The following is a 26,217-nucleotide window of genomic DNA, read 5'->3' on the forward strand; positions in this document are numbered from 1 at the left end:
CTGCACTCTCTCATATTCCTCATTGAAAGAAGCCATATTATGATTGAGGTGATAATGATGGTCAAACGAAAAGCAAATCACGTAATAAATGGGATGAATGACGCGAAAAGCCAAGGCAAAGGCGCCGGCTATGTAGAAAACGATCAGCTTGTACTGACTGAAGCAGAACGCCAAAATAACAAAAAAAGAAAAACCAATCAATAACGTTAACTCTTTTAAGGAGGTTCTCATTTTATGACCAATAAAAATACAAGTAAAGATATGCATAAAAACGCTCCTAAAGGACACAATCCGGGTCAGCCGGAACCCCTCAGCGGAAGCAAGAAAGTAAAAAACAGAAATCACACAAGACAAAAGCACAATTCCAGCCATGATATGTAATAAAAGCAGACCGTAGCGTCTGTTTTTTTATGCGTTCACCCATTTCTGACCAACTGCATAAGCTAAAGCAAGGTATATATATGGAGGAATGCTTCCATGACCCATTCAAAACGAAACGATGCTAATGATTTCGATGGTATGGAGGAATGGCTTGGGCAATTTTTTGAAGATCCGTTCGCCTGGTACGACGAAACATTACCTATTGATCTATATGAAACAAGTCAGCAATATATTATTGAAGCAGATCTGTCGTCTATACAGCCGACACAAATCACAATTACCTTGTCCGGATGTGAGTTCATCCTGACGGTTAAATCCTCAGAACAGACTCTTGAAAAACAAATGATGCTTCCTTTTTATTTGAATGACAAGTCGATTGAGACCGAATGTGAAAATCAAATTCTCACAGTTGCCGTCAATAAAGAGACGAATGATCGCTCTTCTTTTTCTCTTCAATTCCCTCTCAGCTAAAATCAAAAGTCACTTTCATCCCCTATAATGAAAGTGACTTTTTTTCCGTCCATTTATCGTCAAATACCCTCTAGTGACTCTCCCATGGCCAAATAGCAGATTCACTATACAATAGAATATGATCTACCATCTCTTTTGACTAGACGTCTATCATTTTTTTCTATTTTTTTTAAACATTGTTCTTCTATTCTTTCTTCATATACAATATGGTTAGTATAAGGGGGAATGATTGATGCTGGAAGGCTGGTTTTTGTGGTTTATTCTGTTTTGGGTGATCACGATGATTGTCTTGTTATCAATCGGCGGTTTTTTTATGTTTCGAAAGTTTTTAAAGCGTTTACCAAAAGAGGACGGCAAATCTGAGCTGGATTGGCAGGATTACTATATTGAAAACAGCAGACATCTATGGAGTAATGAAAACAAACAATTTCTCGATGAATTGGTCACACCTGTTCCGGAGCTGTTCAGAGATATAGCTCGAGCAAAAATTGCCGGAAAAATCGGAGAGCTGGCATTAAAAGAAAACGCAGCTGCGATTGATCAGCGGCTTATTATCAAAGGTTATATTCTGGCTACTCCGAAAAGAGACCATACCTTTTTAAAGAAACATCTAAGAGACAAGAAAATCGATATTGAACCTTATCAGGACCTTCTTAAATAAAAAACCTTTCCCGCAAGGAGGAAAGGTTTTTTAATTCATTTGAATGTCTGCTGACTGCAGCTCGCTTTGAAGTTTTCGGTATGACAGATACATGGCGATTCTCCACGGCACAATCATACCGAAAGCCAGAATCCAAAACATTCCGCTCAGTGCGCCGTAATCAACCGATGTGCTTAAAATTGATTTCATCACAATTCTGATCACTAAAAGGCCGACTAATATAAAGACAAATGCCTTAGAGCGTTTCATGTAAATTTCATTATTTTTAATTTCAAACTTTGAAGTTTTTATAAGAAAAATAGAGAAAATCACGCCTAAAGTGATCGCTTCTAAAAACTCTTCACCCGTTACCCAAAAAACCGGAAATAAAAACATTAACGCCCCCGTACTCATAAAAATCGGCGGGAGAATGATTTTTTTCGGTGAAACGGGCTTATCGGAAGACTTAATTCTGACCACCATCACAGCTGCAGCCATTAAAACAGCAACAATTGATGAAACTATAATCATCATACTTATCATTCCTTTGTTTTCTCGGAGTGTTGACACTATATACTATACTCCAAAACAATAAAAAAAACCATTTTGAAAAGAAATGACTATCAATTTCCCATAACGCGGTTGACAGCTTCTAATACTTTGGACTCCTCAAACGGTTTGACAATAAAATCTTTGGCCCCAAGTTCAATGGCTTCTGTAACAATTCTTTGCTGGCGCATTGCCGTACACATGATGATCTTTGCTTTAGGGTCAAAGGATATGATCTCACGGAGCGCCTTAATGCCGTTTTTCACCGGCATCGTAATATCCATCGTCACTAAGTCCGGCCGAAGTTTTTTATACAGGTCAGCCGCTTGCTCGCCGTCCGCCGCCTCGCCTGCTATTATGTAATTTGCCTCTTCCAAGATCTCTCTGATTTTTACTCTCATGAACTTGGCGTCGTCTACAACTAAAACTCTTGTCATATTCCCCTCCAAAAATCGAATTCCTCAGGTAATAGTCTTATTGTACCAAAAACAAAAGGATTAGTAGTAGTGCAAAAGTAATTTAGCAGTCAGAAACCTGTAAATCCACCAAAAAGATCCGACAGCAAAATAATGATCAAGTTCATCCAATCAAAAAATAGCAGTACCCCAATAACAATCATAAGTACACCGCCCGCTTTCATGATCAAAAGCTGATTCTTCCTGATCCACTTCAGTTTCGTGATGAAGAACGACAATAATACAAACGGAACGGCAAATCCGAGAACATATAGCATCATATACGGTATCGCTGAGCCAGGATTAGTACCTGCTAATGTGATAACAGCCCCCAAAATGGGACCGGTGCAAGGCGTCCAGCCGGCCGCAAAAGCCATACCGATTAAAACGGAACCGAAAAAACCGCTTGGCCTATGCTTAAAATGGACTCTGCGTTCTTTCATGATAACCTCAGGCCGAAACACGCCAAGCGTAATAAAACCGAACAGAATAATGAGCAAAGCACCAACTTGCCGTATGGCATCATGATAATCCCTAAACAAGGTTCCAATAAAAGATGTTCCATATCCTAAAGCTATAAAAATCACTGAAAACCCCAGCAAAAAAAACAGCGTATGGGCCAAGCTTCTTTTTTGCAGCAATAGTTTCTCTGTTTTCACATCATCCATGCTGACTCCTGTAATATATGACAGGAAAGCCGGATAAAGCGGCAGGCAGCAAGGCGAAATAAATGATAAAAATCCTGCCCCGAATGTCAGTAAATAATTCACATCTCCCATGTCATCATCCCTTCATGATTTGACATTCCTTCAAGTTATGACAAAATCATTTCATTTTTTTAACACTTTCACTCGAAGGATTTCTATTTTCAAAAAAAACTTATATAATTTAATTTGACATTGAGACATTGTACTCCTTCTCATTTGAAAATTAGTATAAATATGGATATAATATAAACATTCACTTTTGAAGATCTAATGTATGAAAGGATACATCCCTGTGATTAGAGAGCATCTATTAAATGAAATTGAAAAAAAAAGAGCAGAGCTGCTGCAAATTGTCATGGCGAACGGAATGACATCTCATATTACGATAGAACTCAGTCAGGAGCTTGACCATCTTCTCATACAATATCAAAAGCAGCGCCTTCGAGCAGTAGCGGGTGATGAATGATTGCAAAATAAAAAACCCGATAAAGGGTTTTTTATTTTATAACCATGTTTCTCTATATCATAATCTTTACGTATTATTTCGTTTGATTATTCATGGCTTTCATCATTTGATTGATTTTCTTTTGAGAAGGTTTCATTCCCATTTGCATCATCATCATGCGTAACATTTGTTCATTAATAGGCGGATTCTTTTTAAGATAGCTCATCATATATTTACGAGCAATAAAAAACCCGAGTGCAACACCTATGAGCAGTGCAACAACGCCCACTAGGATGCCAACCCATAAAGTCATTTTATTTCCTCCTTCATGTTGTCTAGTTTAAAGTGTACTAAACCAAAAGCTATTATACAACATTTACATCTCTTTTTCTTCGGTTTTAGACAAAATTTCTTTCTTTCACCGGATTTAACCACCCATACCGCTTCGTATTGAAATCCATTGCAAGAAAGCAAGGGCTTACTTTGCGAAGAACTTCAAAAAATATCGTTTCCGCCTCGTAATCTCCGTTAGCTACAATTTCAATCATGTGTTCTTTCATCATAAAAGACGCTTGTCCCTTTGCTTTTGGGAGAGATAATCTATAAATATAATCCAGCTGTGTATAGTTTGTATTGTTCAAATTCATTTTTAACCGCTGATGCATATGTAAAATCGGAATGGGTTTCGTAATATATTGAATTTGTTTCTCTGTCATTTCATACTGCTGCCTCGTCAGGCTTGTCCAATGATAGTCTTGAAACAGCTCAAACATAACCGATTCCCGCCCGAAATAATGATTGGCAAATTCCTCTTTGATCAGGTACGTATAGTAGTGACGTTCCATCTTCTCATCCCCTTTTCCAGCAGCATTTCATTTGCATTCTATTATACAAAAGAAGAGAAGAAAGAATTGTCTATTACTGTTAAACAGCCAATACTATTTTTGTCGGATAAACAAGAAAAAGAGGATGATTTGACTCATCCCCTTTGAAAAATTTATTTATTGATTAATGCTTTGACTCGATCCACAACATTTGCAACTGAGAAGCCGTATTCATTGATAATGGTTTCGCCAGGAGCGGAGGCGCCGAATTTGTCAATACCGAGCACGTCTCCTTCAAGCCCTGTGTATTTGCCCCAGCCAAATGATGAGCCCATTTCAATCGCAAGACGTTTTCTCACATCTGACGGAAGCACGGAGTTTTTGTATTCATCCGATTGTTTCTCAAAACGATCTACTGAAGGCATGCTGACGACAGAAACATCAATATTTTCTTTCGCCAATTCTGCCTGTGCCTCGATTGCGAGGCCAACCTCTGATCCCGTAGCGATGAGAAGAGCGTCAGGTGTTTCGTTTTTAGACTTAGAAACAACATAAGCACCTTTTTCTACACCAGCCAATGCCTCTTCAGCTGTTTGGTCGATTGTAGGAAGGTTTTGACGTGTCAATACAAGCGCTGTTGGGTGATTTGTGCTCTGCACCGCAAGCTTCCAAGCCGCTGCTGTCTCATTACCGTCTGCAGGACGGATTAAAGAAAGGTTAGGCATTGCGCGTAATGAAGCAAGCTGCTCAACCGGCTCGTGAGTCGGTCCATCTTCACCGACCGCGATACTGTCGTGAGTAAAGACATATGTCACAGGAAGACCCATTAATGCTGCAAGGCGAATGGCCGGACGCAAGTAATCAGAGAAGACAAAGAATGTTCCGCCGAATACACGAAGTCCGCCGTGAAGCGCCATACCATTTAAGGCTGCACCCATAGCAAATTCGCGAACACCAAACCAGAAATTTTTGCCTGAGTAATCAAGCGCTGTATAATCACCGGAATTTTTAATCGTCGTTTTGTTTGACCCTGCTAAGTCTGCAGAACCGCCGACAAAGAACGGAATTTTATTCGCAAGACCGTTCAGAACTTCACCTGAAGAGGCACGGGATGCCAGACTACTTCCTTTTTCATAAACAGGCACCTCTTGATCCCAGTCTTTCGGAAGTTCTCCTTTGATAGCCAGCTCAAGCTGTTCAGCGAGTTCCGGATAAATTTCTTTATATTTAGCGAATTGGTCATTCCATTCCTGTTCCTTTTTCTCGCCGGATTCTTTTACTGTTTTTGCGAAATGCTCATATACTTCTGACGGAACGTAGAAATCTTCTTCATACGTCCATGCATAAGCTTCTTTTGTTAATTTACTTTCTTCTTTGCCAAGCGGAGCACCGTGAACACCGGAAGTGCCGGCACGGTTAGGAGAACCGAAACCGATTGTCGTTTTTACTTCAATCAATGTAGGTTTCTTGTCGTTTTGGCGTGCTTTTTCAATTGCCGCAGATAATTCTTCAATATTGTTTCCATCTTCAACGTAAAGAACTTCCCAATTCATCGCCTCGAAACGCTGTTTCACGTTTTCAGAGAATGAACGATCCAGATCTCCGTCCAATGAGATGTCATTAGAATCGTATAATACGATCAGACGGCCAAGCTGAAGATGGCCTGCAAGTGAAGCGGCTTCAGAAGAAATACCTTCCATTAAATCGCCGTCACCGCAAATGCTGTATGTATAGTGATCGACTACATTGAATGAATCGCGGTTGTAAGTTTCGGCTAAATGGCGTTCTGCGATAGCCATTCCGACCGCCATTGCGATTCCTTGTCCAAGCGGCCCTGTTGTTGCATCAACACCTGCTGTATGTCCGAATTCCGGATGCCCCGGTGTTTTGCTGCCCCACTGGCGGAATCCCTTAAGATCTTCAATGCTGAGATCATACCCGCTTAAATGAAGCATGCTGTATAAAAGTGCTGATCCGTGTCCCGCAGATAAAACAAAACGGTCGCGGTTAAACCACCCAGGGTTTGCCGGATTTACATTCATAAATTTTGTCCATAGCGTATATGCCATTGGCGCTGCCCCCATAGGCATACCAGGGTGACCAGAGTTAGCTTTTTCAATAGCGTCTATTGATAGTGTGCGAATGGTAGCAACTGATTTCTTTTCAATTGTATCCATAAAAATCCCCTTCCTTATATGTTGTACCCTTTCATCATAAATGTCTGACGACTTTTTCTCAACTGTTTCAGCTTAAATTTGAGAGAAACTTGATGAATTTTGTCACCTGAAGAAAGCGCTGTTGTTTGTAGTATATACAAAAGAGGAATACGATATTGCCGTATTCCTCTTATATCAGTGAAGTCTGTTATTATTTTTTTCTCTTTTTAACTTTTCAGGTGTTACGTCATTGCCTTCAGGATCAATGATTTTTACACTTTTTAATGTGTTTTTCATAGAAGAACGAAATCCTTTTAGGTACTCTTGACGGAGCTTTTGCTGTTCAGCTTTTTCTTCTTCTGTAATAACGCCAGCTTTAGCTTTTGCGGCAAGTTCATTGATTCTGGCAATTTTTTCGTTTGAAATCATGATAAACTCCTTTATTGCATTTTGTCTATATACTACTAAAACAAGAGGAGTTTTACAACTGATTCACTCGCCTGTCTGCTCATTCTCTATGTATTCCTGAAAACGCCGATGGACTGTCGCCTTTGACACATCATAGCCGAAACCTCTTAACGTAGCTGCGATTTCAGCAAACGTCAGTTTATTCGCTCTCAACCGGACAATCTCCGAGATCGGAACTTCTATTCTTTCTTTTCCGCTGTTTTCATGCTGGTTTTTCAGGTTCTTTTGTGGCTTAAAACCATTTTTCACTGCACGTTTCATTCCGCGTTTAATTTTCATATTGTGGATTTTCCGCTGGTATTCCTCCACAATGCTGACGATTTCCAGCACCATAGAGTCAGCCTCTGATAACTCCAGCTCACCTCTGTGAGCGGTCGTATATACTTTCACACCTTCCCTGTAAATACAATGAAGAAGTGCAATTTTCGCGTTTCCCCGGCCGAGTCTTGTTTCATCCTGAACTAAAATCACATCAATATTTGAATTCTTGATGTGATCAAGCAAATCAAATACACCATCCCGGTCCATTTCATATCCGCTGGCTTTTTCAGAAATCACTTTGACGACTTCCATGCCGTTCTCGGCAGCAATGGCCGTAAGCTCCTCCTCCTGCCGCTTTAATGAGGTTTCTTGCTGTTCTTTATTTGTGCTTACTCGGGCATAAATGAGTGCTTTCACCTTTCTACCTTTCCTCTCTATTTAACAGTAGCCAGTTCGTATGCAGCCGGGTGTTCCTTTTTTAATGGAATAACCAATTCATCCCCCGGCTGAATCTCAGACGTCTGGAGATTATTTTTTTCAGCTACCCATTCAACAAAATCACTTTTATTTATCTTTTTTGAGTCATCCACCTGATCAGCGAGCGACCAGAGCGTATCCCCAGACTGAACTTTTATTTTAACATATTGATTAAGCTCCTGGTCGCTGCTTGTATATGACAACAGAAGGATAACCACGCTTAGAATCACAGTGAACAGGCCGACAAAAATAATAGATTCTTTATTCATGATAACAACCTCCGACAAGAATGTTTGTTCGCATTTTTATAATTTCAGTATATACGAACAAACGTTTCTGTCAATTGTTTTTTTCGAACCTATGTTTGTACTGTCAGGAAAATCATGCTATAATCTATTTAAAATCGACGTTTAGAGGTGCAAAAAATGACGAAGCTATCAAAAAGGCAACTTGATATCCTCCGTTTTATTAAAGCAGAGGTTAAATCAAAAGGATATCCGCCTTCGGTTAGAGAGATCGGAGAGGCTGTCGGCCTTGCGTCCAGTTCTACTGTCCACGGCCATTTGGCCCGTTTGGAAACAAAAGGGCTGATTAGACGCGATCCGACAAAACCAAGAGCGATAGAAATTCTGGATGAAGAAGTAGAGATTCCAAAAAGCCAAGTCGTTAATGTACCGGTAATCGGAAAAGTAACGGCGGGCTCACCTATTACAGCGGTTGAAAACATTGAAGAATACTTCCCGCTTCCTGACCGTATGGTTCCTCCGGATGAGCATGTGTTTATGCTGGAGATCATGGGTGACAGTATGATTGACGCAGGTATACTTGATAAGGACTATGTAATTGTAAAACAGCAAAACACGGCGAATAACGGTGAAATCGTAGTGGCGATGACAGAAGATGATGAAGCTACGGTAAAACGTTTCTATAAAGAGGATACACACATTCGCTTACAGCCTGAAAATCCAACCATGGCTCCGATCATACTGCAGAATGTCAGCATATTAGGAAAAGTAATTGGTGTGTTCAGAACTGTCCATTAAACTATTGAACTATCAGTTACAAAGAATAAACCCCCTCTCCCTTTGCGGAGTGGGGGTTTTGTTTTTTTAAAAAAGCAGGCTCGCCCTGGCTTAGGTGCGAACCTGAATAGGAGGAAAAAGAACATCATGTTTACACCATAATTATCCATCATTTAATTGTTGAAGTCAAGAAATTTTCTTTCCTTAACGAAACTTTTTTTAAAAAAGTGCTGTTTAAAAAACTAGACGTTCTTTTCTTATAAATGTTTCGATTTTCGGACGTGAAAAGATGAGTTATACTCTGCTCTTTTATATTGAGCGAGACAAAAGGAAATATACTGAATATTTAGTACATAGTTTATTTAGTTAATTTATTCTGCAAAAAAAGCTCACTTCTTTTCAAAAATGTGAGCTTCAATCAAAATTAAAATATTCTACACCATAGCGGCCTTTTACATGAACACTTGCACAGTTTTCTGAATGTTCTTCAGCTAATATTCGATACCGGTGATAAGGTTCAATGGAAACCTTATCTTGAGCGCTAAAATCAAACCAATTACCGGTGAATTGTTTTGTGCTTAACGTAGTATAATCCCCTGCAAGTCCCATTCGCTGAAGCTTAATGTTAACTGAACAAGTGTTCACTCCTAATATCGTAAATTGGTATCCTAAAAAATAATCCATTGCCGGTACATCACTAATGTTTTCTACATAAAGCGCTTTTGTTCCGTCCTTTAGAATAAAGTCGGTTTTATGCTCAAAATGTGAAGTTGCTGCATGAATGGTCCCGGTTCCAAAAACACATAGCAAAACAGCTGTCATGAATAATATTTTATTTCTCAACTGCAATCCCCCCTCCTTTACCATATATTAACCCCAGAAGATAAATATGTATATTCCCCATTACTCTGTTTCCCGTACTTTTTCAATCGTAAAAATCCATGTGGGTTTTAGCTTGCTTATAATATTGAAGTCTGTCTTGAAGAGTTCCTGTATGGAATTCAAATTTATGGCCGTCAGGATCAGTGAAATAAATTGATTTTCGATCACGTTCATCTCGTTCTCTCCCAGACAAAATAGTAACATGAAGTTTTTTTAATTTTGCGGACATTTCTTCAAACTTGCTTTCCTCAATTGTAAAAGCGATATGGGTATAAGAAGCGTTAATATCATTTCTGGGAATGTCACGCTCTTCGTTGAGAGCCAGCCATATGCCGTTTAAATCGAAATATGCAGTGCTCCTTCCTTTAACCAGCAGTTTAGCATCAAAGACATTTTGATAAAACTCGATGGAAGTCAATAAATCAGAAACAGAAAATAACAAGTGATTGATCCCTTTGATCTCCACTGTGTCTCCTCCTTAGTATTTAAAGATAGATGATTAAAAACCATGAAAGATTGATTTGTTTAACAGAAGCTCACCCTCACCCCTTTTGTACGGGCATTGCAGTCAGAAAGTTTCAAACGACCAGCAAAAAATACCAGTGTAAACAAAAGCAATTTGTTCAAAATAAACCATATTACTTCAGAAGGGAATGACCATTATGAATGGCTACGGCCTTCATGAAACGTTGGAATTGCACGAATTGCTTACGTTTAAGAATCTTTGTTTAACAAAATCTTCAACCATGACGGGACTTGTACAAGATGAAGAATTAAAGAGTATTCTTGAGCAGGATGCTCAAAAAACAAAACAGCAGGTTGCGCGTTTGCAGGAATTGCTGTCAGTGAGAGGTGAACAAGCGTGAATGAGTTCTTTCAAAAATTAGCCGGAATGGGCAGCATGACCGAACAAGTGATCGCAACGGATTTTTTAATATCGGCAAAGACAGGCGTAAGGAATATTGCAGCTGCCATCACAGAATCTTCTTCCCCAGAAGTCAGGGAAACGCTGCAGCAATATTTACATGACGCGATGAATACCCATGAACAAATTTTTCATTATATGGCTGCAAAGGGTTTTTATCATTCTAAAGATTTAACTCAGCAAATAAGTGTCGATCTTGAGGCTGCAGATACCGCTAAAGATTTGCCACAAATATAGGTGATCAAATGAAACATATTATCGCTCTTGCTTCTAAAACAGCTTTAACTCTTGCCCTATTGTATGTGATTTTGGATAGAGTTTATCATGCTTCCTTTTTAAGTGTGCTGTTTATTGCATTTTTCTTAAGCTTTGTAACATACCTTTCCGGTGACATCCTGATCTTGCCGAGAACCAGCAATATAACAGCTTCACTGGCTGACTTCGGACTTTCACTCGTTATTCTTTGGGTCTTTCTTGAAACGCAAACTAGAAACGGTTTCTCACCGTTTGCAGCCGCTCTGATTGCGTCTGTCTGCCTTACTGTTTTTGAATATTTTTTTCACCGGTATTTACTGAAAAATGTGCTGGATGAAACATTCCGAAACGAACTGACTGTCAAAGATAACACTTTGCAATATCAAACTGAGGCATCAGATGAATTGTTTCCTGAAGCCAATGATCAGAAGGACGAAAAATAAGGAGGCGCAAAGCCTCCTTATTTAATAGCTGTTTTCTATGAAATGGGTCATCACTTCTGTAAAATCATAAAACCTCTCATTTTGAGTCGTGGATCTGCTTTTTAAAGAAAAGATGCCAAACAAAGATTCTCTGAACCCTGTACTCATCTCTAATTGGATACTCAAACCGGTTTTTGATTTATTCGATATATTGTTTGGACTTACGCCTGCATGCGGATGATCCGTACCAAGCAATTCAGCCGGAAAACCGGCTTTTTGCAGTTTTGAAACTAATTCTGCCGCTCTTGATCGGTCTGTTCCGCCGATTTGTATCTGTTGGTCCTCTCCTGCATATCCATGCAATGAAATGACATACTCATGACTTGCTACAAGCTTCAGTGCCTGAGGCTCATCAAAATGGGTGCTTGTTATATGCAGTACTGAATTTCCAGACGTCTTCAAACCTTCAAACAAATACATGGAATATTCTTTGCTGAGCTCTCTCGCTAATTCACTTGTGCCGCCTTCAATACCTCCTCCGTGAATAGCTAAAACAAGCACAGAGCTGCCGGTTTCTTTTGTGGCAATGTTATAATCTGAAGGATCTTCGTGATTCTTTAATTCCTCGAAATTCTGATAGATATCCTCTGCATATACAGAAGAAACCGGAACAAACAACAAGAAAATTAACAACAATTTTACATTTTTTAAAGTTGATGGAAAACGTTTGACTATGTTACAATCAACATGCTTCAAGGAATGGAGCAAACGGCGGAGCAGGGATACTTTGGCCGGTTTCATCTACTCCGCCTCAAAACCAAAAACACAGGATGCTGGACTCTTTGAGGCTTTAGCACGAATTATCTCGTCCTCCTTGTTAAATTTTTGTTAAATTCACAATATTATATACCATTAGCCCGGGCGCTGTTCTTCACATTTATGAATTTATACTCCTTAGCAAAAAAGTAAGATCGTACCGGCTTTATTCTCATTCCCCCATTACATAAAAAAATGCACCCGCCTGCTGGCTTGTGCACCTTTTACTTTCTGTTATCCCCGCGTTTCTTTACTTTATTGAGCTTAATAATGTCTTTTTCAATTTTTCTTATTCTCCGCTTTTGCGGAATGGCTTTTATTTCACTGTAAACAGCAATAAACCCGCTTAAAGTAACTGCTGTAATATAAATGAAACGGTGTTTGATAAAACGGTCAACAAGATCATGGTCACCTGCTTCTTTTTCAAGCCTTTCGATTACATCTTTATCGAACAGCTGATCGACATAAACTTGCTTCATCCCCACTGCAAATCCCGCAGCCAGCCATACAATCAGAAACAAACTGATATAAAACATAAAAATCCTTCCTTCCCCGTCTGTATGAGGTGCAGCATGAAAATGTGCCGAACCGATTATTACCGGACGAGAGACTGTCAGATGAACTATTGTCTTTGTTTTATATTATTCATTTGGACGGGCAATATGTAATGTCATATTCTACAGTTAGAAATTGAATCCCAAACAGCCACATTTCATGAACAGCTGTTAACCTGCTTGCACCCGGAGCCTTTATTAGAAAGGTTTCAGATAATGGAAGCGGGCAGGTCCCGATTCTTGTTCTAAGATAAATTCCTTCATCCCCAGCACCGCTTTTTCTCCGCCTGCTGGTCAAAATCAGGTTCTCTTTGTGATGATAAGGCTTTAAAATGCCTGTCATGTTACTGAAAGGAAGCGGCAGAGAAATATTCATGTACCCCTCCCCTTTTGAGCGATATACAGAATACAGCGCGGTAAAAATGGTTTCGTTTTTTTCATTTGTTCTGATCCAGGCACGTACCTTTTTTCTTCCGTCTTTTTTTGAATGGACACCTTTTATTGTACTGTGCATCCTATACCAGTCAGGATTCGTTGACAGATGTATTTGTCCGGTTCTTTTGCTGATGTATTCATACATTTTCGCAAAGGGCTGAAACCAAGTGCTCCACGTCACTTTTGCTTTTACCTCATAATCTTTCGTCTGTTCATAAAAAGAAACAATCAACGGTGTCAAGTGCTCCGGTGAAAAATCGTTCGAACGAAGGCTTCTCATATCATCCACAAGTCCGCTATATCGAATGTTATTTTCAGCGTGAATGTTGTGCAAAAAGTTCTTTCCGATTGTTCTCTTTCCGTATATACGGCTGAAAACCTTGACACTCGCATCCGAGGGCTGAGGATTTTCTTTTCTCCATCCTGCAAGAGCCGGCAAAATAACACCGAATGCGTTCACGACACCGTGTATCCAAATCATTTGGCTGATGGTCAGCGTGACTTCTTGCCGGAATACACCGAATGAGTAAATGAAAGAGAAACAGATCGTTATCATTAACACGACAGAAGACAGTCGGATAAGCACTTTTCCTGTCTTACTGCGAAAAGCTGTCTTAAATATTAAGTATGAGTTAAGATATAGTGCCGCCATATAGATACCAACCGCCAAGATATCAAGTGTTTTTGAGTATGTTATTCCGAGTGCGATGAGGAGCGGCGACAGTAAAATAATCCATGTCACCCAACCGTACATAACCCGTTTTTCTCTATTGACTCTGCCAAGTAAACCATGAAAGATCGGGATCAATAAAGCAGAATAATGAAAATGAACAGCTGTGAGCAAAATAATAAGAGGACCGAAGTGCAGGATATGTAAATGCGCAGCATAGGCAAAAAACCAAAATCCCCCTCCTCCTAAATAAACGAGTCCTAACAAAATAGATGTTTCTTCGATTCTATGTATTTTTGTTTTCAAAAGCCGCAACACACCATATAAAGCCAACAAAGCAGTGTATATCCACCAGATCAGTGCAAAATACCCCACGTCGGTCACAAGGGCTAATACCGCGAAAACAGCTGCTGCCGAATAGATGTGCATCAATATTTTTTCCGAAAATTGAATAGTCCTGTGAGCTGATTGATGAAAAACAAAAGGAAAAATTCCCGGCACAAAAAAGAGAATGGAAAACAAGACAAGCGCCTCAGCAACTGATATGTCGGGAGCTTCAGATGCAAGAAACCAAATGAAACAAAGTGCACTAATGATGCCGTTTCGTTTTAACATACTTCTCCCTCTGTTTCCTGAAACGTCCCTTTATAAAAGAATAGAGTGCCAAGAATTGCATTTTCCACATGAACTTGAATAGTGAAACAGTTGTTGCTTTCATCAAAAGTTTCGCAAACAGTGGAATTACCGCTCAGCCATTTTGGCAAAGGAATTCTTTTTCCGCATATTAATAGCCATTGCTTTCCTGATGTAATGTGGAGAGACCCGTCAGAGAGTGCTTCAAAAGTTAAAACGGACAGCAGAATATGAGGTTGGCCGAAAAAATCAAGTATTCGTTTTTCATTTTCGTCGTATACCATAACTGCATCAAAGTAACGCTTTTTATCTTTAAAGACAAAAGTCCGATTCCATTCAATCCCCGTATGTTCCTGCTTCGTAAGACATGTTCTGTTTTTAATTGTAAAAGGGATGTCCTTTCCTCTTTCTGAAAAGAAACATCTAAAAAACACTCCGCATTTCAGCAGCATTCTGACAAAAAAAGACCCTCCGCTTATTTCTGACATCGTTCCTCTTCCGCTGAATGTATGTGACCTGTCTAATTGATAACGTTTCTGCAGCTTGGGATGTAATAGATGATAATTTATAATTGTTTTTTTATACATTGAACTCACCATTTCACTTCTTTCTTTTTCGTTTCGTATGCCGAGCACTTGGAAGCCGGAGACTGATCAAGCCGCTTGCCGCAGTAATCACACTTAACAGTAAAGAACATATTCCGGCATCCAGAAAAGCGAAGACAGCAAAGATACAGATCTGCACAGCATGAAGTGTCCATTTTCTCTTTAATGGACTCAGCCATAAAATGCCCAATCCTATCCTCGCTGCTCCTGCCATATTGTTCGTTTCAAGATCTGTAAACCCGTGGTAAAACCAAAACAGACTAAAAAACAAGCACGTCAGCATATAGACAAACGCATAACGGATCAATTGTTTCGGATGTTTATTTTGTTCAATCCAAAGTCTCAATGAATCAAAACTCCATGCTGTTGCCCAGCCCAACAGCGGCCGAAATAATAAACGGTCAATCCATCTTCCCAGAAAGCCATATGCCGTTTCATATTGATACTGTGTCATAAATGTAAGCTTCCCGTTATCATGCTGTATGTATTTCCAATACCCGCTGCCTTTTTTAATCAAGGATAACGGATGGTTGGAGGAAAAGGCCAGGGAGGATACTCTTTGAGAGGAATGCAATTTCGTTCCCACGGTTTCACCAGCACCTGACACCTTTAATCCAAAGCCAATTCTTGTCTCGTAAAGAAACCTCTGCGCTTCATTTACGCTTCTGTGTAAATATGTAATGTCAGAAAACCGCAGATCCCATTCCTTATGTAACGATGGGTTTTGCGTATATTCCCAAAGCTTGTCCAGGTCAGATGTCATCTCGATTTCGACATAAATCGGCTTCTGTTTCACAGCCCCTCCTCCCTTCTTTTTCTAGCAGTTCCTATATTAGCATATTTATAGTATTAAAATAGATTAACGTTAAAATTTGAGTTCAAAGCCTTCTACATCATCTGAAACCTCCACAGGTATCCCCATAATGGTTTTAGGTTTGGAAACGTAAACAAAACGCATCTCTTCTTTTAACTGCTGAAGTGTGCTTTCATTAACTACAATTTTCGCGGGTTTTCCCGGACTATTATCAATGGCCGCTTTTATTTTACCAAGCACGCAGAACCCTCCTTCTTTACATTCTCATCACGATAGAAAAAGCAGAAATATCAGCATAATTACATTAACTACAGCCAAAATGCCTGAGACATATGCTATGCTCTTCTTTTTTCTCCAGAAAAACAGCACATTGGCCAATAACACAAAACTGATCAGTGCATCAAATACCCGAAATGCTAATTGATTAAAAAGAAATCTTTGTTCATAAAAGCATATTGCTGCCAGACAAATCACAAGAATGAAAAGACCGTGATATATATTTTCCGCTCTCCTGCTGTATTTTCGTTTTTTTGCATGAGGCTTCCCCTGCCTTTCACCACTCAATATAACAATAAATGGATAATAAATTCACTTTTAATCGTGAAATTTATAGAATGAAACACTTGCCGACAACAGATTCAGATTCATGCTCACTATGGACATGATTTCGTTAGATGATATAAAATTTGCATGAAAATATATATTGAATAAAGAGGAGCAATATATGGATAAATATCAAGAAAAAACATTACCGGACATTACGAAACATATAACAATAAAGGCGCCTATTCAAAAGGTTTGGGAGACAGTCTCAACTTCAGAAGGCATAGCCAAGTGGTTTATGCCGAATGATTTTCAGCTGAAGGAAGGATATAAATTTCATTTACAATCACCATTTGGACCATCACCTTGCAAAGTTTTGACGGTTCATGCTCCCGGAGAGCTTTCTTTTGAATGGGATACTGATGGATGGATTGTTACATTTCAATTAAGAGACGTAGGGAACAAAACAGAATTCACTCTCATCCACAGCGGTTGGAAGAAGCCGGATGAAATGATCGGTAAGGCAAACGAGAAAAGCTTAGTCATTCGGGATAAGATGGATGGCGGCTGGACAGGCATTGTGAATGAACGACTTCGCAAAGCTGTTCAAGAGTAAGGTATTTCATTGCTCATACAGTATAAAAAGAGAGAGCTCCCTCTCTCTTTTATTCATGACAAAGTTATATTCACTGAACTGTATCTCCGAATCAATCGTAAAACGTAACTGTTTTTGATTTACCAGAGTAATCAGTAACAAAGAACTCTGCCTTGTTATTGCTTCCATCTACAAATTTCCCGATATTGCTAAAGGTATGACATTCTCCGGGTGAAAAATAATTAGAACCCACATATTCATCAGGGTTGTCACCAGCATCATCCTCATATAGATGCAGCGATACGGAGAAAGGTGTACTTCCTGAAAGACAAACTCTAAAATCGCCTCCGCTCGAGTATACCGTCGGACTTGAATAAGTATAGGTGTAAGTCCCAAGCTTATCCCACTCTCCGGCTCCAGCAGTTCCCGCTTTTTCTGCATGTGCAGATAATGGAAAAGTGACAGCGAACATGAAAACAGACAGGTACCCTATTAGCTTATTGCATCTCATAATTAATATCTCCCCCTTTATTTTGATCATGGCAACTTACAGTTATATATATATCACCCCCCCTTTAAATAAAATTGCAGGTATGTGTATGGCATTGGAAGCCATACGTTTTATCATCAGCATTTTTTCCTGAATAAATCACATCATCCTCCCTTCGCCTGTGTTATACAAAATATTCAAAACAGACGTATTCTCATTTGAACCGCCATCTTTTATAATTTGTTAATAAAGGTTCGTACTTCAAACAAGAGGAGGAGAAGCATCATGGAATTAAGCGTCACAAAAATTTTAGTTATTTTATTTGTAGGTTTTTTAGTGTTTGGTCCTGATAAGCTGCCTGCGCTTGGCCGCTCTGCCGGAAAAGCCTTATCAGAATTTAAAAAAGCGACAAGCGGATTGACTCAAGACATAAGAAGTAGTGGTTCAGACAAAGAAGACAAGCAAATGTAAGGTAAAATGATTTGGCCGATGCACATCGGCTTTTTATATTGTTGTTTCTGCATGATCCCTCAGTTTTCCTCTGATTTTTTCTCAACTTCTTTTTTGGACAGCCCTTTTTTACTTTTGCAATTTAAACTGTCCAATCCGCAAACGCTAACTTCCATATAATAAAGCGTATGGATCATAAAAGGAGGGGTATTTATGGGTTATTACAAAAAATATAAAGAAGAGTATTGTACGGTTAAGAAAACGTATTACAAGAAGTATTACGACTATGACAAAAAACATTATGATCACCATGATAAAAAAGATTACTACTGTGATTATGACAAAAAACATTATGATCACGACAAAAAAGACTATGACTACGTTGTAGAGTATAAAAAGCGTAAGAAACACTGCTAATACTCCATTTAATCTCCTCAATTTTGCTTCCCCGGTCAATGGCCGGGGGTTTTTTTGCAGAAAAAACTATGTAACTTCAATGTCTAAACGAATCCTAGGTCTAATTTGTTAAAAAAGGATAAAGCTTTTTTACCTTTGGTGAGTGTCTTACAATTATTATTTGCCTCTTAATGCCGATTTTTTAATAAAAAAATGAACATTTGGTACATAGTTTAATTAGTTTATTTTTAGATCTATGGTGTCAATATATAAACATAACCTATTCATAAACACAAGATTTTAACGATTTTGTCGATTTATCTTAATAAAAGCAGTTCCAAAATAAGGTATAATAATTGGCGAAACCACTTTTAAAAGGGGGAATTTTGTTGAAAAAAGTATTAATTGCAGGTGCAGTAGGAACAGCTATTCTTTTCGGAACCATTTCTTCAGGAGTTCCAGGTCTTCCAGGAGCAGACACTCAAGTGGCAAAAGCGGCTTCCCAGCTGCCTAAGGGAATCGGCGGACGCGCCTACCTAAACAGTACAGGCGCTGTATTCACGGCTAAAATTAAGCTTCCCGACACTGTGAACATCCAAGACTCTGTCTCTACCCCTTATATTTATTCAGGCTTTAGCGCAAAAAACGGAACTGAGGCAGATATCGGCCTTCAGTACAGCAAACAATACAACGTCTGGAAACCGCTCATGAAAGTCGGTTCTAAAAATGATGAAACGTATATCGAAGGAAAAGAGAAATTCACTTATAATAAAGGCTTTCGTCCCGGAAGCACAGTGCAAATGACGATCTACAAAAACTTGAACGGGAATACTCGCATGACCCTCTGGGGAACGAACAATGACGGCTATACCGGACGTATTATCATGGAAATTCAAGGAACAAACATCGGCACTCTGTCGAAATGGAAAACACTTGCCACCGCTGCGGTTTCAGCTGAAAGCCAACGCTCTGCCATTAAAGCAACTTTTTCAACAACTTTTAACAATATCACAATCGACAATAAAGCAGTGACACCTGTCGTAGATACACAGGATTTTGCAAAAGTCCTCCCTTCTGGAAATAATGTCACAATTTCTGTTAATAAATAAGGTTCTGCAAAGGGCCGCTGGCAATGCTGGCGTCCTTTTTTATTGTATAACCTAAAAATTCAATCCACTGAATAAAATGATGATTCCAATACTATGATGTCTTCATTTACCACATTTTCTCTTTACGAATAAAAAAATTCCCTCTCTTTTTTTTGTTTAGCTTAAAAGCTATTAAAATGTTAATTAATGCAACTGGGAAATATAAAAAACCTACTCCTAGAATACCTAAAATTGTACTTGAACTTATGATATAACTTTTTGTCATCCCTTGACTGTCAATAAAAACTAAGAAAGGTAATCAATCCTGCTAATACACCTACGAACCATGCGTTACCCACTGCATAAGGCTCATCTAACATTCCCATCAGCTGTCCGATGATTGAGATGACAATAGCAGCAAAACTTGATAACAAGGCAAGTCTTTTCATTCTTCTCTCATCTTTTTCATATATTTAATCCGGTATATATTAACACTCATTAACGTGCGTCAATGCAGAATTTCCCCTACTTAAATGTTTTCAATTCTCTTGCCTCTTAATGACTACTACCATTGAATACACCGCAGAAGCTAAACAGACTCTTTTAATACCTTGGCTCTCTAACGAAACCGAATAGGTAAAGTGGATTCAAGTCTGCTACGGAGTTGGAGTAAATCTTTTCTTAAATTAAAAGGGCTAATGACATCTTTCCTTACATTAATTTTAGTATTTTTGCTTTTGTTGTAATCCCAGTTTTTAAATCAGCGCTGGAATATGAACCACTCCTTTTATGGACATTAACTAATTTCCCTATTTTCCATCGAATTCTTGTTCAAGACTTACTTATCTTTGAAAACTAATATGGATTTAAAAGGAATTCTAGCAACAAATACAGAATTGGAAAGATAAGCGCAAAAGGCGCTACAGAAACTGCAATACTGAAAACTGCGCTTATATTAAAAGAAAGAGGTGTCTTTAGAATGGTTCATTTTAAAAACTACCCCGATCCTTCTCTAAACGCCAAATCTGAGTCACACCCGGAATATACATCTGAAATTGAACATGTCAAGGAGAGAATGCAAAACCTTATTAAGCATTCCGTTACAGATCAAAACGTCGAAGTTACTGACGCAAGGGTGACGGCAGAAGGAGAGATCACCTCTCTTTTAAAAGAACGTCTTGACAGAGAATACCATAAGCTTTTAAGTAAAATCACCCGGGAAGTAAATGTGGAAGACTTCGGAGCTGTTCCCGATGGACGAGACAATACAGAAGCTTTTCGAAAAGCAATCGGTAATGGTCGCGTCAAAGTAAATGTTCCTGCCGGAGAATATCTGGTTCAAGGGATTAAACTTCCGTCCTGGACAACTATTGTAGGGCAAGGTAAAGGAATTACCGTAATTAAACTTCATGAAGACACTCCCGCTCATGAATGGGTAATCACAAATGATGATTACCAAAATGGGAACCGCAATATTTTTGTTCAAGGAATGTCATTAGACTGGAATCCAAATAGACAATGCGGTGTGAAAAATCCTGGTGGTCAATTCTCCAGCTGTTTAACTTTTGCTAAAGTTGAATATGGATGGATTAGAGACGTGGAAGCCATTAACGCAGGTCTTCACGGTATTGATATTACATCCCCAACGTACGATCATTTACCTGATACCGACTGGACCAAAGACGGCTCAAAATATATTTGGATTGATAACTGTGTGGCATATGGTTCAGGAGACGACGGCATTACTACCCATTATAGTGAATACATCTTTATTTCAAATTGCCATTCCGGTAATCCGCGAGGAACGGAGTTTGCAGAGGGTGTATCCAACTCCAACGGAATAGAAATCGACGATGGGTCTAAGCATGTGTGGCTTTTGAATAACTTTACAAGCGGAAACATTCGTGGAGTAGAGGTTAAAGCGCATGCAATGTGGCCAGCCTCTCAAAATGTCCATATCATCGGCCATGTTTCTTATCGTGATGTCCGGGCATTTGATCTTCGTCATATTGGTCATCATCAAGCCACGGATCCTGAAAGCACAACGGCTTATGATGTCACACTCATTGATTGTTCAGCAATTGAACCGGTTTTCAACTCTCTTTATGAAGCTGTCACGCCAAGAGCGCTAGTTGTTTCAGCATATAAAAACGTTAATGTAAGCGGATTCACAGCAATTGGTGATCCCGACTATGACTATAAGGAAAATCCTGTCGTAGCTTTGCAATACCGCAGTCAGAATATCACCCTTAACGGTATTAAAATTCGCGGATTTAAAAAAGCCGGTGTTGATATTCATTTATCAGGCGGGTCAAATAAAACTGATTATATTAAAATTTCAAACTTCGATATTTATCAATCTGCTCCAAAAGGAATTTCAATTGGTGGCGGTCTCTATAATGTGAATATACTAAACGGTACAATGATTGCTGATAACGGAGCGGTCGGAATTCAGTCGCCTAATAATCAAACCGTCATTCTCGGTGTACAGGCAGAAGGTTATAGTACGGCGGTCACCATCAAAGGTCAAACATACCAGCATGTACCCATTAATTTAAAAGGCGGCGCACAGCTTGCAACAACCTCTGGCTTCGCCTTTAACCAAACGAGCGCAGTTATCGCTGGTACCGGAGACATTACGGCGAAGGGAGAAAGAAATGCGGTCATCGGCGCTTCAGGAGGCTCTAGCACAGAAGGCTCCCGGGCATTAATCGCTTCTTCAAACAATGCCCATATTAAAGGAAACAGTGTTTCAAGAACAATTTTGTCTTCTGAAAGTATTATACTGGAAGAACCATACACCGTGGCAGGAGGCCATCAATCAATGAAATGGCTTCTTGACTCAGTTGGAGGAAACGGGACATTTGCAGGAGCAATCAATTCTTCCTTAAATGGATATGGAGAGTATTTTGAGAGTTCAACTGGGCAGTTAATCCAGACAGGTACAATCGTAACTTTAAGAGGTGAAAAAATAGCGCCCGCCCACGTGGGAGATTATATGCTTGGAGTTATTTCGGAAACAGCAGCATTCATTTCAGGAGCATCTAGCTTCGTCTGGCAGAACCGCTATTTGACTAATGAGTTTGGCGGATTCATTTATGAGGATCTGATCGACAAGGAAACCGGTGAATTGATACGTGTGCCAAAACAAAATCCAGACTATGATGCAGCGCTGGAGAGCGCTTATCATTCACGGGCTGTAAGGGACGAATGGCATGTGGTTGGACTGGCGGGACAGCATTATGTACGTATTGACGAAACTGTCGGTCAAGGAGACTATCTTACTGCGCATAATGGGATAGGAACAAAAGCATCTGAAGGAACCTGGAAAGTAATGAAAATCACTACCATTTACACTCCGGAAAAAGGGTATGGCATCGCACTCACCGTCATTAGATAGTGAGAGTCTGGAACAAGTTCATTATACTGATGAAAGATTAAATGATATCAGTTTTTTTTCATTTCCTGCTGGTTTAATATCAAGATATCTCAAGCTATAAATAGCCCAAGATTCAGGCTCATTTTCTTGAAACTTGGGCTTCATGACCACTTCATTAGAAATCAAAAATACGTAACAAACCTAAATCACAATAATTTTATAAACATCCTTGTTTTGATCCCTATTCCCTTCTTCACATTTCCGGGAAGGTTAACATTAACCAACATTGCATATTTACATCAGTATTTAAAAATTCTATGCATTCCAATTAAGGTGCTAATACTATCCAATACAAGGTACTCACCTTTTTTATACATATCATTTTATAACTCTTAAATCTTTGGAACGACTTTTATATCTGTAGCCTTAAAACTTTCTTGCTACGCATAACGTTGAATGTTTCCGCATCTTTGATTTTCCCTCAGTTTTTTATTCAAATAATTCGTTCTTCACTTGCTGCATCATACTCCCCTTTTTGATTTTCATATACCAACCCTGTACAATATTCAAAAAACCAAAAGGATGATGAACATGTGTGGCAGATTCACTTTATTCTCAGAATTTGACGACATCATTGAGCAATTCAACATAGATCACTTCTTGCCTGAAGACGAATATCACCCCAGCTATAATGTCGCGCCAGCACAAAACATCCTTACCATTATTAATGATGGATCAAGCAACCGCCTTGGAAAATTAAGATGGGGCCTCATTCCTCCTTGGGCTAAAGATGAAAAGATCGGTTATAAAATGATCAATGCTCGTGCTGAAACATTGGCCGAGAAACCCAGCTTTCGAAAACCGCTTGTCAGCAAACGCTGCATTATTCCGGCCGACAGTTTTTATGAATGGAAACGCCTTGATCCAAAAACTAAGATTCCTATGAGAATCAAGCTGAAATCATCCAATCTGTTCGCTTTTGCCGGCTTATACGAAAAGTGGAATACGCCTGAAGGTTACCCGCTCTACACTTGCACAATCATTACGACAAAACCTAATGCGCTTATGGAAAATATCCATGATCGAATGCCGGTTATATTAGGTCACGGTCATGAAAAAGAATGGCTGAACCCTAAAAATACAGATCCCGATTTTCTCAAAAGCTTGCTTTTGCCATATGATGCTGATGACATGGAAGCATACCAGGTTTCATCATTAGTTAACTCACCTAAAAACAATTCACCTGAGCTTATTGTAGCCCATTAAGTACCGCTGCCAGATTGCTTTATATATCACTTTCGCCTAAGCATAATAAACGAACGTGTACATGATTCAAAAACAACCCTTTATGTGCCATGCGTTATTTTTAAACCATAGCTAGTCAATGATTCAGTTAGCTGTCCAATTTTTAAATTGAATCGATTAAAGATATAGAGCGTTTCTCTGTAATGAGGAATGCTTTTTTCTTGTCCAAAGTGAAAAAAGATAGTTTTAAAACAACAAGGAAATAATCTTTATCAATACTTTTTTATTGTAAAACGATAAATAGTATGTTAAATTCAAATCGACAATATTAGGTGAGGTGCTTTTTATGAAACGAGGATCAACACTTTTTTTAAAGATAGCTGTTATTCTTATTGGAATTCCAGTTCTTGCTCTGTGCATATTTTTGGTGCCGCAGATAGCGAACTTTGCAGCGGAATTGTATCCAGATATTTCTTATCTGAAATATCTTGTTTATATCGATTTGTATGCAGCGGCGATACCTTTTTATTTCGCTCTGTATCAAGCCTTTACACTTTTAAGCTATATTGACCGGAATAAAGCTTTCTCGGAATTATCAGTAGGAGCTTTAAAGAAAATAAAATACTGTGCAATCACCATCAGTCTCTTACTTGCGGCAGGCATGCCACTCTTCTATCTCATCGCGGAGATGGACGATGCTCCAGGTATTATACTAATTGGATTGGTTCTTATTTTTGCCTCAATGGTTATCGCGGTCTTTGCTGCTGTTCTCCAAAGGCTTTTGCAAGAAGCTATAGATATAAAATCAGAAAATGATTTAACAGTCTGAGGTGAAAACAATGGCAATTATAATCAATATTGATGTGATGCTGGCTAAAAGGAAAATGAGCGTAACGGAACTGTCGGAGAAGGTTGGAATCACGATGGCTAATCTTTCTATTTTGAAAAATGGAAAGGCAAAGGCCATTCGATTATCAACTTTAGAAGCGATTTGTAAGGCTTTAGAATGTCAACCCGGAGATATTTTGGAATACCGAAGTCATGAAGACACCCCAGATTAATAAAGCAGGAATAATCATGCAAGGAAAAGATAGTTACTCGGCGGTGATTCTATGGACATAACCCTATGTCTATTTAGCTACTATACTAAACAGGCCTTCCATTTAATCAAAAAAACCTTTGGAGGCAAAATTCATGAAAGCATTTAAACAGCTCGTTTGTTTTGGCTGGGAGCAGGCCCTATCATGTCTGTTTCCTGTCGTTATTTTTGCCTCTTTGGCAATTACACAAATCATACCGCTTCCCCTCCTGCCACGGTATGACTGGCTGCTCATCATCTGCCTTCTCATGCAATGGTGGATGGTGTATTCAGGGCTTGAAACACGTGATGAACTAAAGGTGATCACAATGTTCCACCTTATTGGCCTTGCTCTTGAACTTTTCAAGGTACATATGGGCTCTTGGTCTTATCCGGAGGAGGGATATTCCAAAATTTTTGGAGTGCCTTTGTATAGCGGCTTCATGTACGCAAGTGTAGCCAGTTATCTTTGCCAGGCATGGAGGAGGCTTAAGGTTGAACTGGTTAAGTGGCCGCCGTTTTGGGCCGTTGTAACTCTCGCCGCTGCGATTTATTTGAATTTTTTCATCCACCATTTTTGGATTGACGTCCGCTTTTGGTTATCTGGACTTGTCTTGATCGTCTTTTGGCAATCATGGGTTACATACGAGGTGAATGGGACTCGTTACCGTATGCCGCTCGCCCTTTCATTTATGCTCATCGGATTTTTTATATGGATAGCAGAAAATATTGCAACGTTTTTTGGGGCTTGGGAATACCCAAACCAAACCGATACATGGAGTCTCGTTCATTTAGGAAAAGTGAGTTCATGGCTCTTGTTAGTGATTGTCAGCTTTCTTATAGTAGCGACGTTAAAACAAGTTAAGGGGAAAAATTCCACCAGGATAGATACTAGTCCATTTTTATAATTGTTAAGAATCTTCTTTAATAAAAGTAGAATCCCACATAGTAAGGAATTAGCGTACAACATTCTGAATAAGATAAAGTGGAAAAAGCAACGTTTGAATTGTTGCTTTTTTCTTTATAAATAGCTGCCGGAAAAATAGAGGGTTATTTCAGTAAGATTTCGACCAGGAAGTAATGCTT

General features: G+C 39.1%; 36 protein-coding genes and 1 pseudogene. 18 read left to right on the plus strand and 19 right to left on the minus strand.

Annotated features, from left to right (window positions below; all coding sequences use genetic code 11):
- The first annotated feature begins 57 nt into the window (after positions 1-57).
- The 4 genes from sspO (at position 58) to UJ203_RS05640 (ending at position 1,513) form a co-directional block, all read left to right on the plus strand.
- On the plus strand, positions 58-204 hold the full coding sequence (sspO, locus tag UJ203_RS05625) for an acid-soluble spore protein SspO (RefSeq protein ID WP_003221239.1): 147 nt from the start codon (positions 58-60) through the stop codon (positions 202-204).
- 30 nt (positions 205-234) lie between these two features.
- Positions 235-381 carry a small acid-soluble spore protein P gene (locus UJ203_RS05630; protein ID WP_003221237.1) on the plus strand — a complete coding sequence of 49 codons (147 nt, stop codon included), beginning with the start codon at positions 235-237 and terminating at the stop codon, positions 379-381.
- Between the two features lie 78 nt (positions 382-459).
- The gene (gene cotM / locus UJ203_RS05635; RefSeq protein ID WP_322009474.1) at positions 460-852 is read left to right on the plus strand and encodes an outer spore coat protein CotM; all 393 of its coding nucleotides are present in this window, start codon (positions 460-462) and stop codon (positions 850-852) included.
- A 232-nt stretch (positions 853-1,084) separates the two neighbouring features.
- Positions 1,085-1,513 (plus strand): DUF2621 domain-containing protein, encoded by a 429-nt coding sequence (locus tag UJ203_RS05640; protein ID WP_322009012.1) that lies wholly within the window; start codon positions 1,085-1,087, stop codon positions 1,511-1,513.
- Between the two features lie 30 nt (positions 1,514-1,543).
- On the opposite strand, the gene UJ203_RS05645 is transcribed toward UJ203_RS05640, so the two are convergent.
- The 3 genes from UJ203_RS05645 to UJ203_RS05655 form a co-directional block, all read right to left on the minus strand.
- A complete protein-coding gene (locus UJ203_RS05645) occupies positions 1,544-2,035 on the minus strand; it encodes a CcdC family protein (RefSeq protein WP_082687905.1) in 492 nt (163 codons plus the stop codon).
- 80 nt (positions 2,036-2,115) lie between these two features.
- Positions 2,116-2,478: a response regulator gene (locus UJ203_RS05650; RefSeq protein WP_010334411.1), complete on the minus strand. Its 363-nt coding sequence runs from the start codon at positions 2,476-2,478 to the stop codon at positions 2,116-2,118.
- An 89-nt stretch (positions 2,479-2,567) separates the two neighbouring features.
- Positions 2,568-3,275, minus strand: a complete 708-nt coding sequence (locus tag UJ203_RS05655) for a cytochrome c biogenesis protein CcdA (RefSeq protein ID WP_322009014.1) — start codon at positions 3,273-3,275, stop codon at positions 2,568-2,570.
- A 220-nt stretch (positions 3,276-3,495) separates the two neighbouring features.
- Here UJ203_RS05655 and ynzD point away from each other — a divergent pair, with 220 nt between their 5' ends.
- Entirely contained in the window at positions 3,496-3,669 is a 174-nt protein-coding gene (ynzD, locus tag UJ203_RS05660) for an aspartyl-phosphate phosphatase YnzD (RefSeq protein ID WP_024121579.1), read from the plus strand.
- Between the two features lie 73 nt (positions 3,670-3,742).
- Here the strand turns inward: ynzD and UJ203_RS05665 are convergent, their stop codons facing one another.
- The 6 genes from UJ203_RS05665 to yneA form a co-directional block, all read right to left on the minus strand.
- On the minus strand, positions 3,743-3,961 hold the full coding sequence (locus tag UJ203_RS05665; RefSeq protein WP_003221221.1) for a YneF family protein: 219 nt from the start codon (positions 3,959-3,961) through the stop codon (positions 3,743-3,745).
- A gap of 85 nt (positions 3,962-4,046) precedes the next feature.
- On the minus strand, positions 4,047-4,493 hold the full coding sequence (sirA, locus tag UJ203_RS05670; protein ID WP_024121578.1) for a sporulation inhibitor of replication protein SirA: 447 nt from the start codon (positions 4,491-4,493) through the stop codon (positions 4,047-4,049).
- 152 nt (positions 4,494-4,645) lie between these two features.
- Complete coding sequence (gene tkt / locus UJ203_RS05675; protein ID WP_105954358.1) at positions 4,646-6,649, minus strand: transketolase; 2,004 nt, start codon at positions 6,647-6,649, stop codon at positions 4,646-4,648.
- Between the two features lie 174 nt (positions 6,650-6,823).
- The gene (locus UJ203_RS05680) at positions 6,824-7,057 is read right to left on the minus strand and encodes a DUF896 domain-containing protein (protein ID WP_024121576.1); all 234 of its coding nucleotides are present in this window, start codon (positions 7,055-7,057) and stop codon (positions 6,824-6,826) included.
- A gap of 63 nt (positions 7,058-7,120) precedes the next feature.
- Complete coding sequence (locus UJ203_RS05685) at positions 7,121-7,774, minus strand: recombinase family protein (RefSeq protein WP_024121575.1); 654 nt, start codon at positions 7,772-7,774, stop codon at positions 7,121-7,123.
- A gap of 17 nt (positions 7,775-7,791) precedes the next feature.
- Positions 7,792-8,103: a cell division suppressor protein YneA gene (gene yneA / locus UJ203_RS05690; RefSeq protein WP_059291742.1), complete on the minus strand. Its 312-nt coding sequence runs from the start codon at positions 8,101-8,103 to the stop codon at positions 7,792-7,794.
- Positions 8,104-8,259: 156 nt separating this feature from the next.
- Here yneA and lexA point away from each other — a divergent pair, with 156 nt between their 5' ends.
- Positions 8,260-8,877 (plus strand): transcriptional repressor LexA, encoded by a 618-nt coding sequence (gene lexA, locus UJ203_RS05695; RefSeq protein ID WP_010334405.1) that lies wholly within the window; start codon positions 8,260-8,262, stop codon positions 8,875-8,877.
- A 393-nt stretch (positions 8,878-9,270) separates the two neighbouring features.
- Here the strand turns inward: lexA and UJ203_RS05700 are convergent, their stop codons facing one another.
- Entirely contained in the window at positions 9,271-9,699 is a 429-nt protein-coding gene (locus UJ203_RS05700) for a hypothetical protein (RefSeq protein ID WP_322009023.1), read from the minus strand.
- Between the two features lie 82 nt (positions 9,700-9,781).
- Positions 9,782-10,204, minus strand: coding sequence for a FosM family fosfomycin resistance protein (gene fosM, locus UJ203_RS05705; protein ID WP_322009025.1), 423 nt, complete (start codon positions 10,202-10,204; stop codon positions 9,782-9,784).
- Positions 10,205-10,400: 196 nt separating this feature from the next.
- Between fosM and UJ203_RS05710 the strand changes: the two genes are divergently transcribed.
- From UJ203_RS05710 to UJ203_RS05720, 3 genes are read left to right on the plus strand one after another with little or no spacing between them, the layout of a single operon-like run.
- Entirely contained in the window at positions 10,401-10,604 is a 204-nt protein-coding gene (locus tag UJ203_RS05710) for a DUF892 family protein (protein ID WP_024121571.1), read from the plus strand.
- Positions 10,601-10,900 carry a spore coat protein gene (locus tag UJ203_RS05715; protein WP_059335692.1) on the plus strand — a complete coding sequence of 100 codons (300 nt, stop codon included), beginning with the start codon at positions 10,601-10,603 and terminating at the stop codon, positions 10,898-10,900. The genes UJ203_RS05710 and UJ203_RS05715 overlap by 4 nt, the downstream gene beginning before the upstream one ends.
- Before the next feature lie 8 nt (positions 10,901-10,908).
- The gene (locus UJ203_RS05720) at positions 10,909-11,361 is read left to right on the plus strand and encodes a YndM family protein (protein ID WP_044155741.1); all 453 of its coding nucleotides are present in this window, start codon (positions 10,909-10,911) and stop codon (positions 11,359-11,361) included.
- Between the two features lie 21 nt (positions 11,362-11,382).
- Here the strand turns inward: UJ203_RS05720 and UJ203_RS05725 are convergent, their stop codons facing one another.
- The 6 genes from UJ203_RS05725 to UJ203_RS05750 all read right to left on the minus strand — a co-directional run bounded on the left by UJ203_RS05725 (position 11,383) and on the right by UJ203_RS05750 (position 16,107).
- On the minus strand, positions 11,383-12,141 hold the full coding sequence (locus UJ203_RS05725) for a poly-gamma-glutamate hydrolase family protein (protein ID WP_322009031.1): 759 nt from the start codon (positions 12,139-12,141) through the stop codon (positions 11,383-11,385).
- 239 nt (positions 12,142-12,380) lie between these two features.
- A complete protein-coding gene (locus UJ203_RS05730) occupies positions 12,381-12,692 on the minus strand; it encodes a hypothetical protein (RefSeq protein ID WP_322009033.1) in 312 nt (103 codons plus the stop codon).
- A 109-nt stretch (positions 12,693-12,801) separates the two neighbouring features.
- A complete protein-coding gene (locus tag UJ203_RS05735; RefSeq protein WP_322009035.1) occupies positions 12,802-14,430 on the minus strand; it encodes a YndJ family protein in 1,629 nt (542 codons plus the stop codon).
- Positions 14,424-15,044 carry a DUF4166 domain-containing protein gene (locus UJ203_RS05740; RefSeq protein WP_322009038.1) on the minus strand — a complete coding sequence of 207 codons (621 nt, stop codon included), beginning with the start codon at positions 15,042-15,044 and terminating at the stop codon, positions 14,424-14,426. The genes UJ203_RS05735 and UJ203_RS05740 overlap by 7 nt, the downstream gene beginning before the upstream one ends.
- 4 nt (positions 15,045-15,048) lie before the next feature.
- Positions 15,049-15,849 (minus strand): hypothetical protein, encoded by an 801-nt coding sequence (locus UJ203_RS05745; RefSeq protein ID WP_322009040.1) that lies wholly within the window; start codon positions 15,847-15,849, stop codon positions 15,049-15,051.
- A 69-nt stretch (positions 15,850-15,918) separates the two neighbouring features.
- Positions 15,919-16,107 (minus strand): hypothetical protein, encoded by a 189-nt coding sequence (locus UJ203_RS05750; RefSeq protein WP_059335696.1) that lies wholly within the window; start codon positions 16,105-16,107, stop codon positions 15,919-15,921.
- Between the two features lie 484 nt (positions 16,108-16,591).
- Here UJ203_RS05750 and UJ203_RS05755 point away from each other — a divergent pair, with 484 nt between their 5' ends.
- Complete coding sequence (locus UJ203_RS05755; protein ID WP_322009043.1) at positions 16,592-17,026, plus strand: SRPBCC domain-containing protein; 435 nt, start codon at positions 16,592-16,594, stop codon at positions 17,024-17,026.
- A gap of 91 nt (positions 17,027-17,117) precedes the next feature.
- On the opposite strand, the gene UJ203_RS05760 is transcribed toward UJ203_RS05755, so the two are convergent.
- Positions 17,118-17,516, minus strand: a complete 399-nt coding sequence (locus UJ203_RS05760; RefSeq protein ID WP_322009045.1) for a hypothetical protein — start codon at positions 17,514-17,516, stop codon at positions 17,118-17,120.
- A 264-nt stretch (positions 17,517-17,780) separates the two neighbouring features.
- Here UJ203_RS05760 and UJ203_RS05765 point away from each other — a divergent pair, with 264 nt between their 5' ends.
- From UJ203_RS05765 to UJ203_RS05775, 3 genes are all read left to right on the plus strand, one after another.
- Positions 17,781-17,966 carry a twin-arginine translocase TatA/TatE family subunit gene (locus UJ203_RS05765; RefSeq protein ID WP_322009047.1) on the plus strand — a complete coding sequence of 62 codons (186 nt, stop codon included), beginning with the start codon at positions 17,781-17,783 and terminating at the stop codon, positions 17,964-17,966.
- 192 nt (positions 17,967-18,158) lie between these two features.
- Positions 18,159-18,362, plus strand: a complete 204-nt coding sequence (cotC, locus tag UJ203_RS05770; protein WP_105991908.1) for a spore coat protein CotC — start codon at positions 18,159-18,161, stop codon at positions 18,360-18,362.
- Between the two features lie 365 nt (positions 18,363-18,727).
- A complete protein-coding gene (locus UJ203_RS05775; RefSeq protein WP_127695132.1) occupies positions 18,728-19,450 on the plus strand; it encodes a YrpD family protein in 723 nt (240 codons plus the stop codon).
- A 106-nt stretch (positions 19,451-19,556) separates the two neighbouring features.
- On the opposite strand, the pseudogene UJ203_RS05780 reads toward UJ203_RS05775, so the two are convergent.
- Positions 19,557-19,878: pseudogene (locus UJ203_RS05780) on the minus strand (hypothetical protein).
- Positions 19,879-20,408: 530 nt separating this feature from the next.
- On the opposite strand from UJ203_RS05780, the gene UJ203_RS05785 reads away from it, so the two are divergent.
- The 5 genes from UJ203_RS05785 to UJ203_RS05805 all read left to right on the plus strand — a co-directional run bounded on the left by UJ203_RS05785 (position 20,409) and on the right by UJ203_RS05805 (position 26,039).
- Positions 20,409-22,829, plus strand: coding sequence for a peptidase G2 autoproteolytic cleavage domain-containing protein (locus UJ203_RS05785; protein ID WP_322009052.1), 2,421 nt, complete (start codon positions 20,409-20,411; stop codon positions 22,827-22,829).
- Between the two features lie 570 nt (positions 22,830-23,399).
- A complete protein-coding gene (locus UJ203_RS05790) occupies positions 23,400-24,074 on the plus strand; it encodes an SOS response-associated peptidase (protein ID WP_322009054.1) in 675 nt (224 codons plus the stop codon).
- A gap of 325 nt (positions 24,075-24,399) precedes the next feature.
- Positions 24,400-24,882 (plus strand): DUF2975 domain-containing protein, encoded by a 483-nt coding sequence (locus UJ203_RS05795; protein ID WP_322009056.1) that lies wholly within the window; start codon positions 24,400-24,402, stop codon positions 24,880-24,882.
- A 10-nt stretch (positions 24,883-24,892) separates the two neighbouring features.
- The gene (locus tag UJ203_RS05800; RefSeq protein WP_322009058.1) at positions 24,893-25,114 is read left to right on the plus strand and encodes a helix-turn-helix transcriptional regulator; all 222 of its coding nucleotides are present in this window, start codon (positions 24,893-24,895) and stop codon (positions 25,112-25,114) included.
- Positions 25,115-25,247: 133 nt separating this feature from the next.
- Entirely contained in the window at positions 25,248-26,039 is a 792-nt protein-coding gene (locus UJ203_RS05805) for a DUF817 domain-containing protein (protein ID WP_322009061.1), read from the plus strand.
- Positions 26,040-26,217: the final 178 nt, after the last annotated feature.

Source organism: Bacillus sp. V26 (genome assembly GCF_034296245.1).
GTDB lineage: Bacteria > Bacillota > Bacilli > Bacillales > Bacillaceae > Bacillus > Bacillus halotolerans.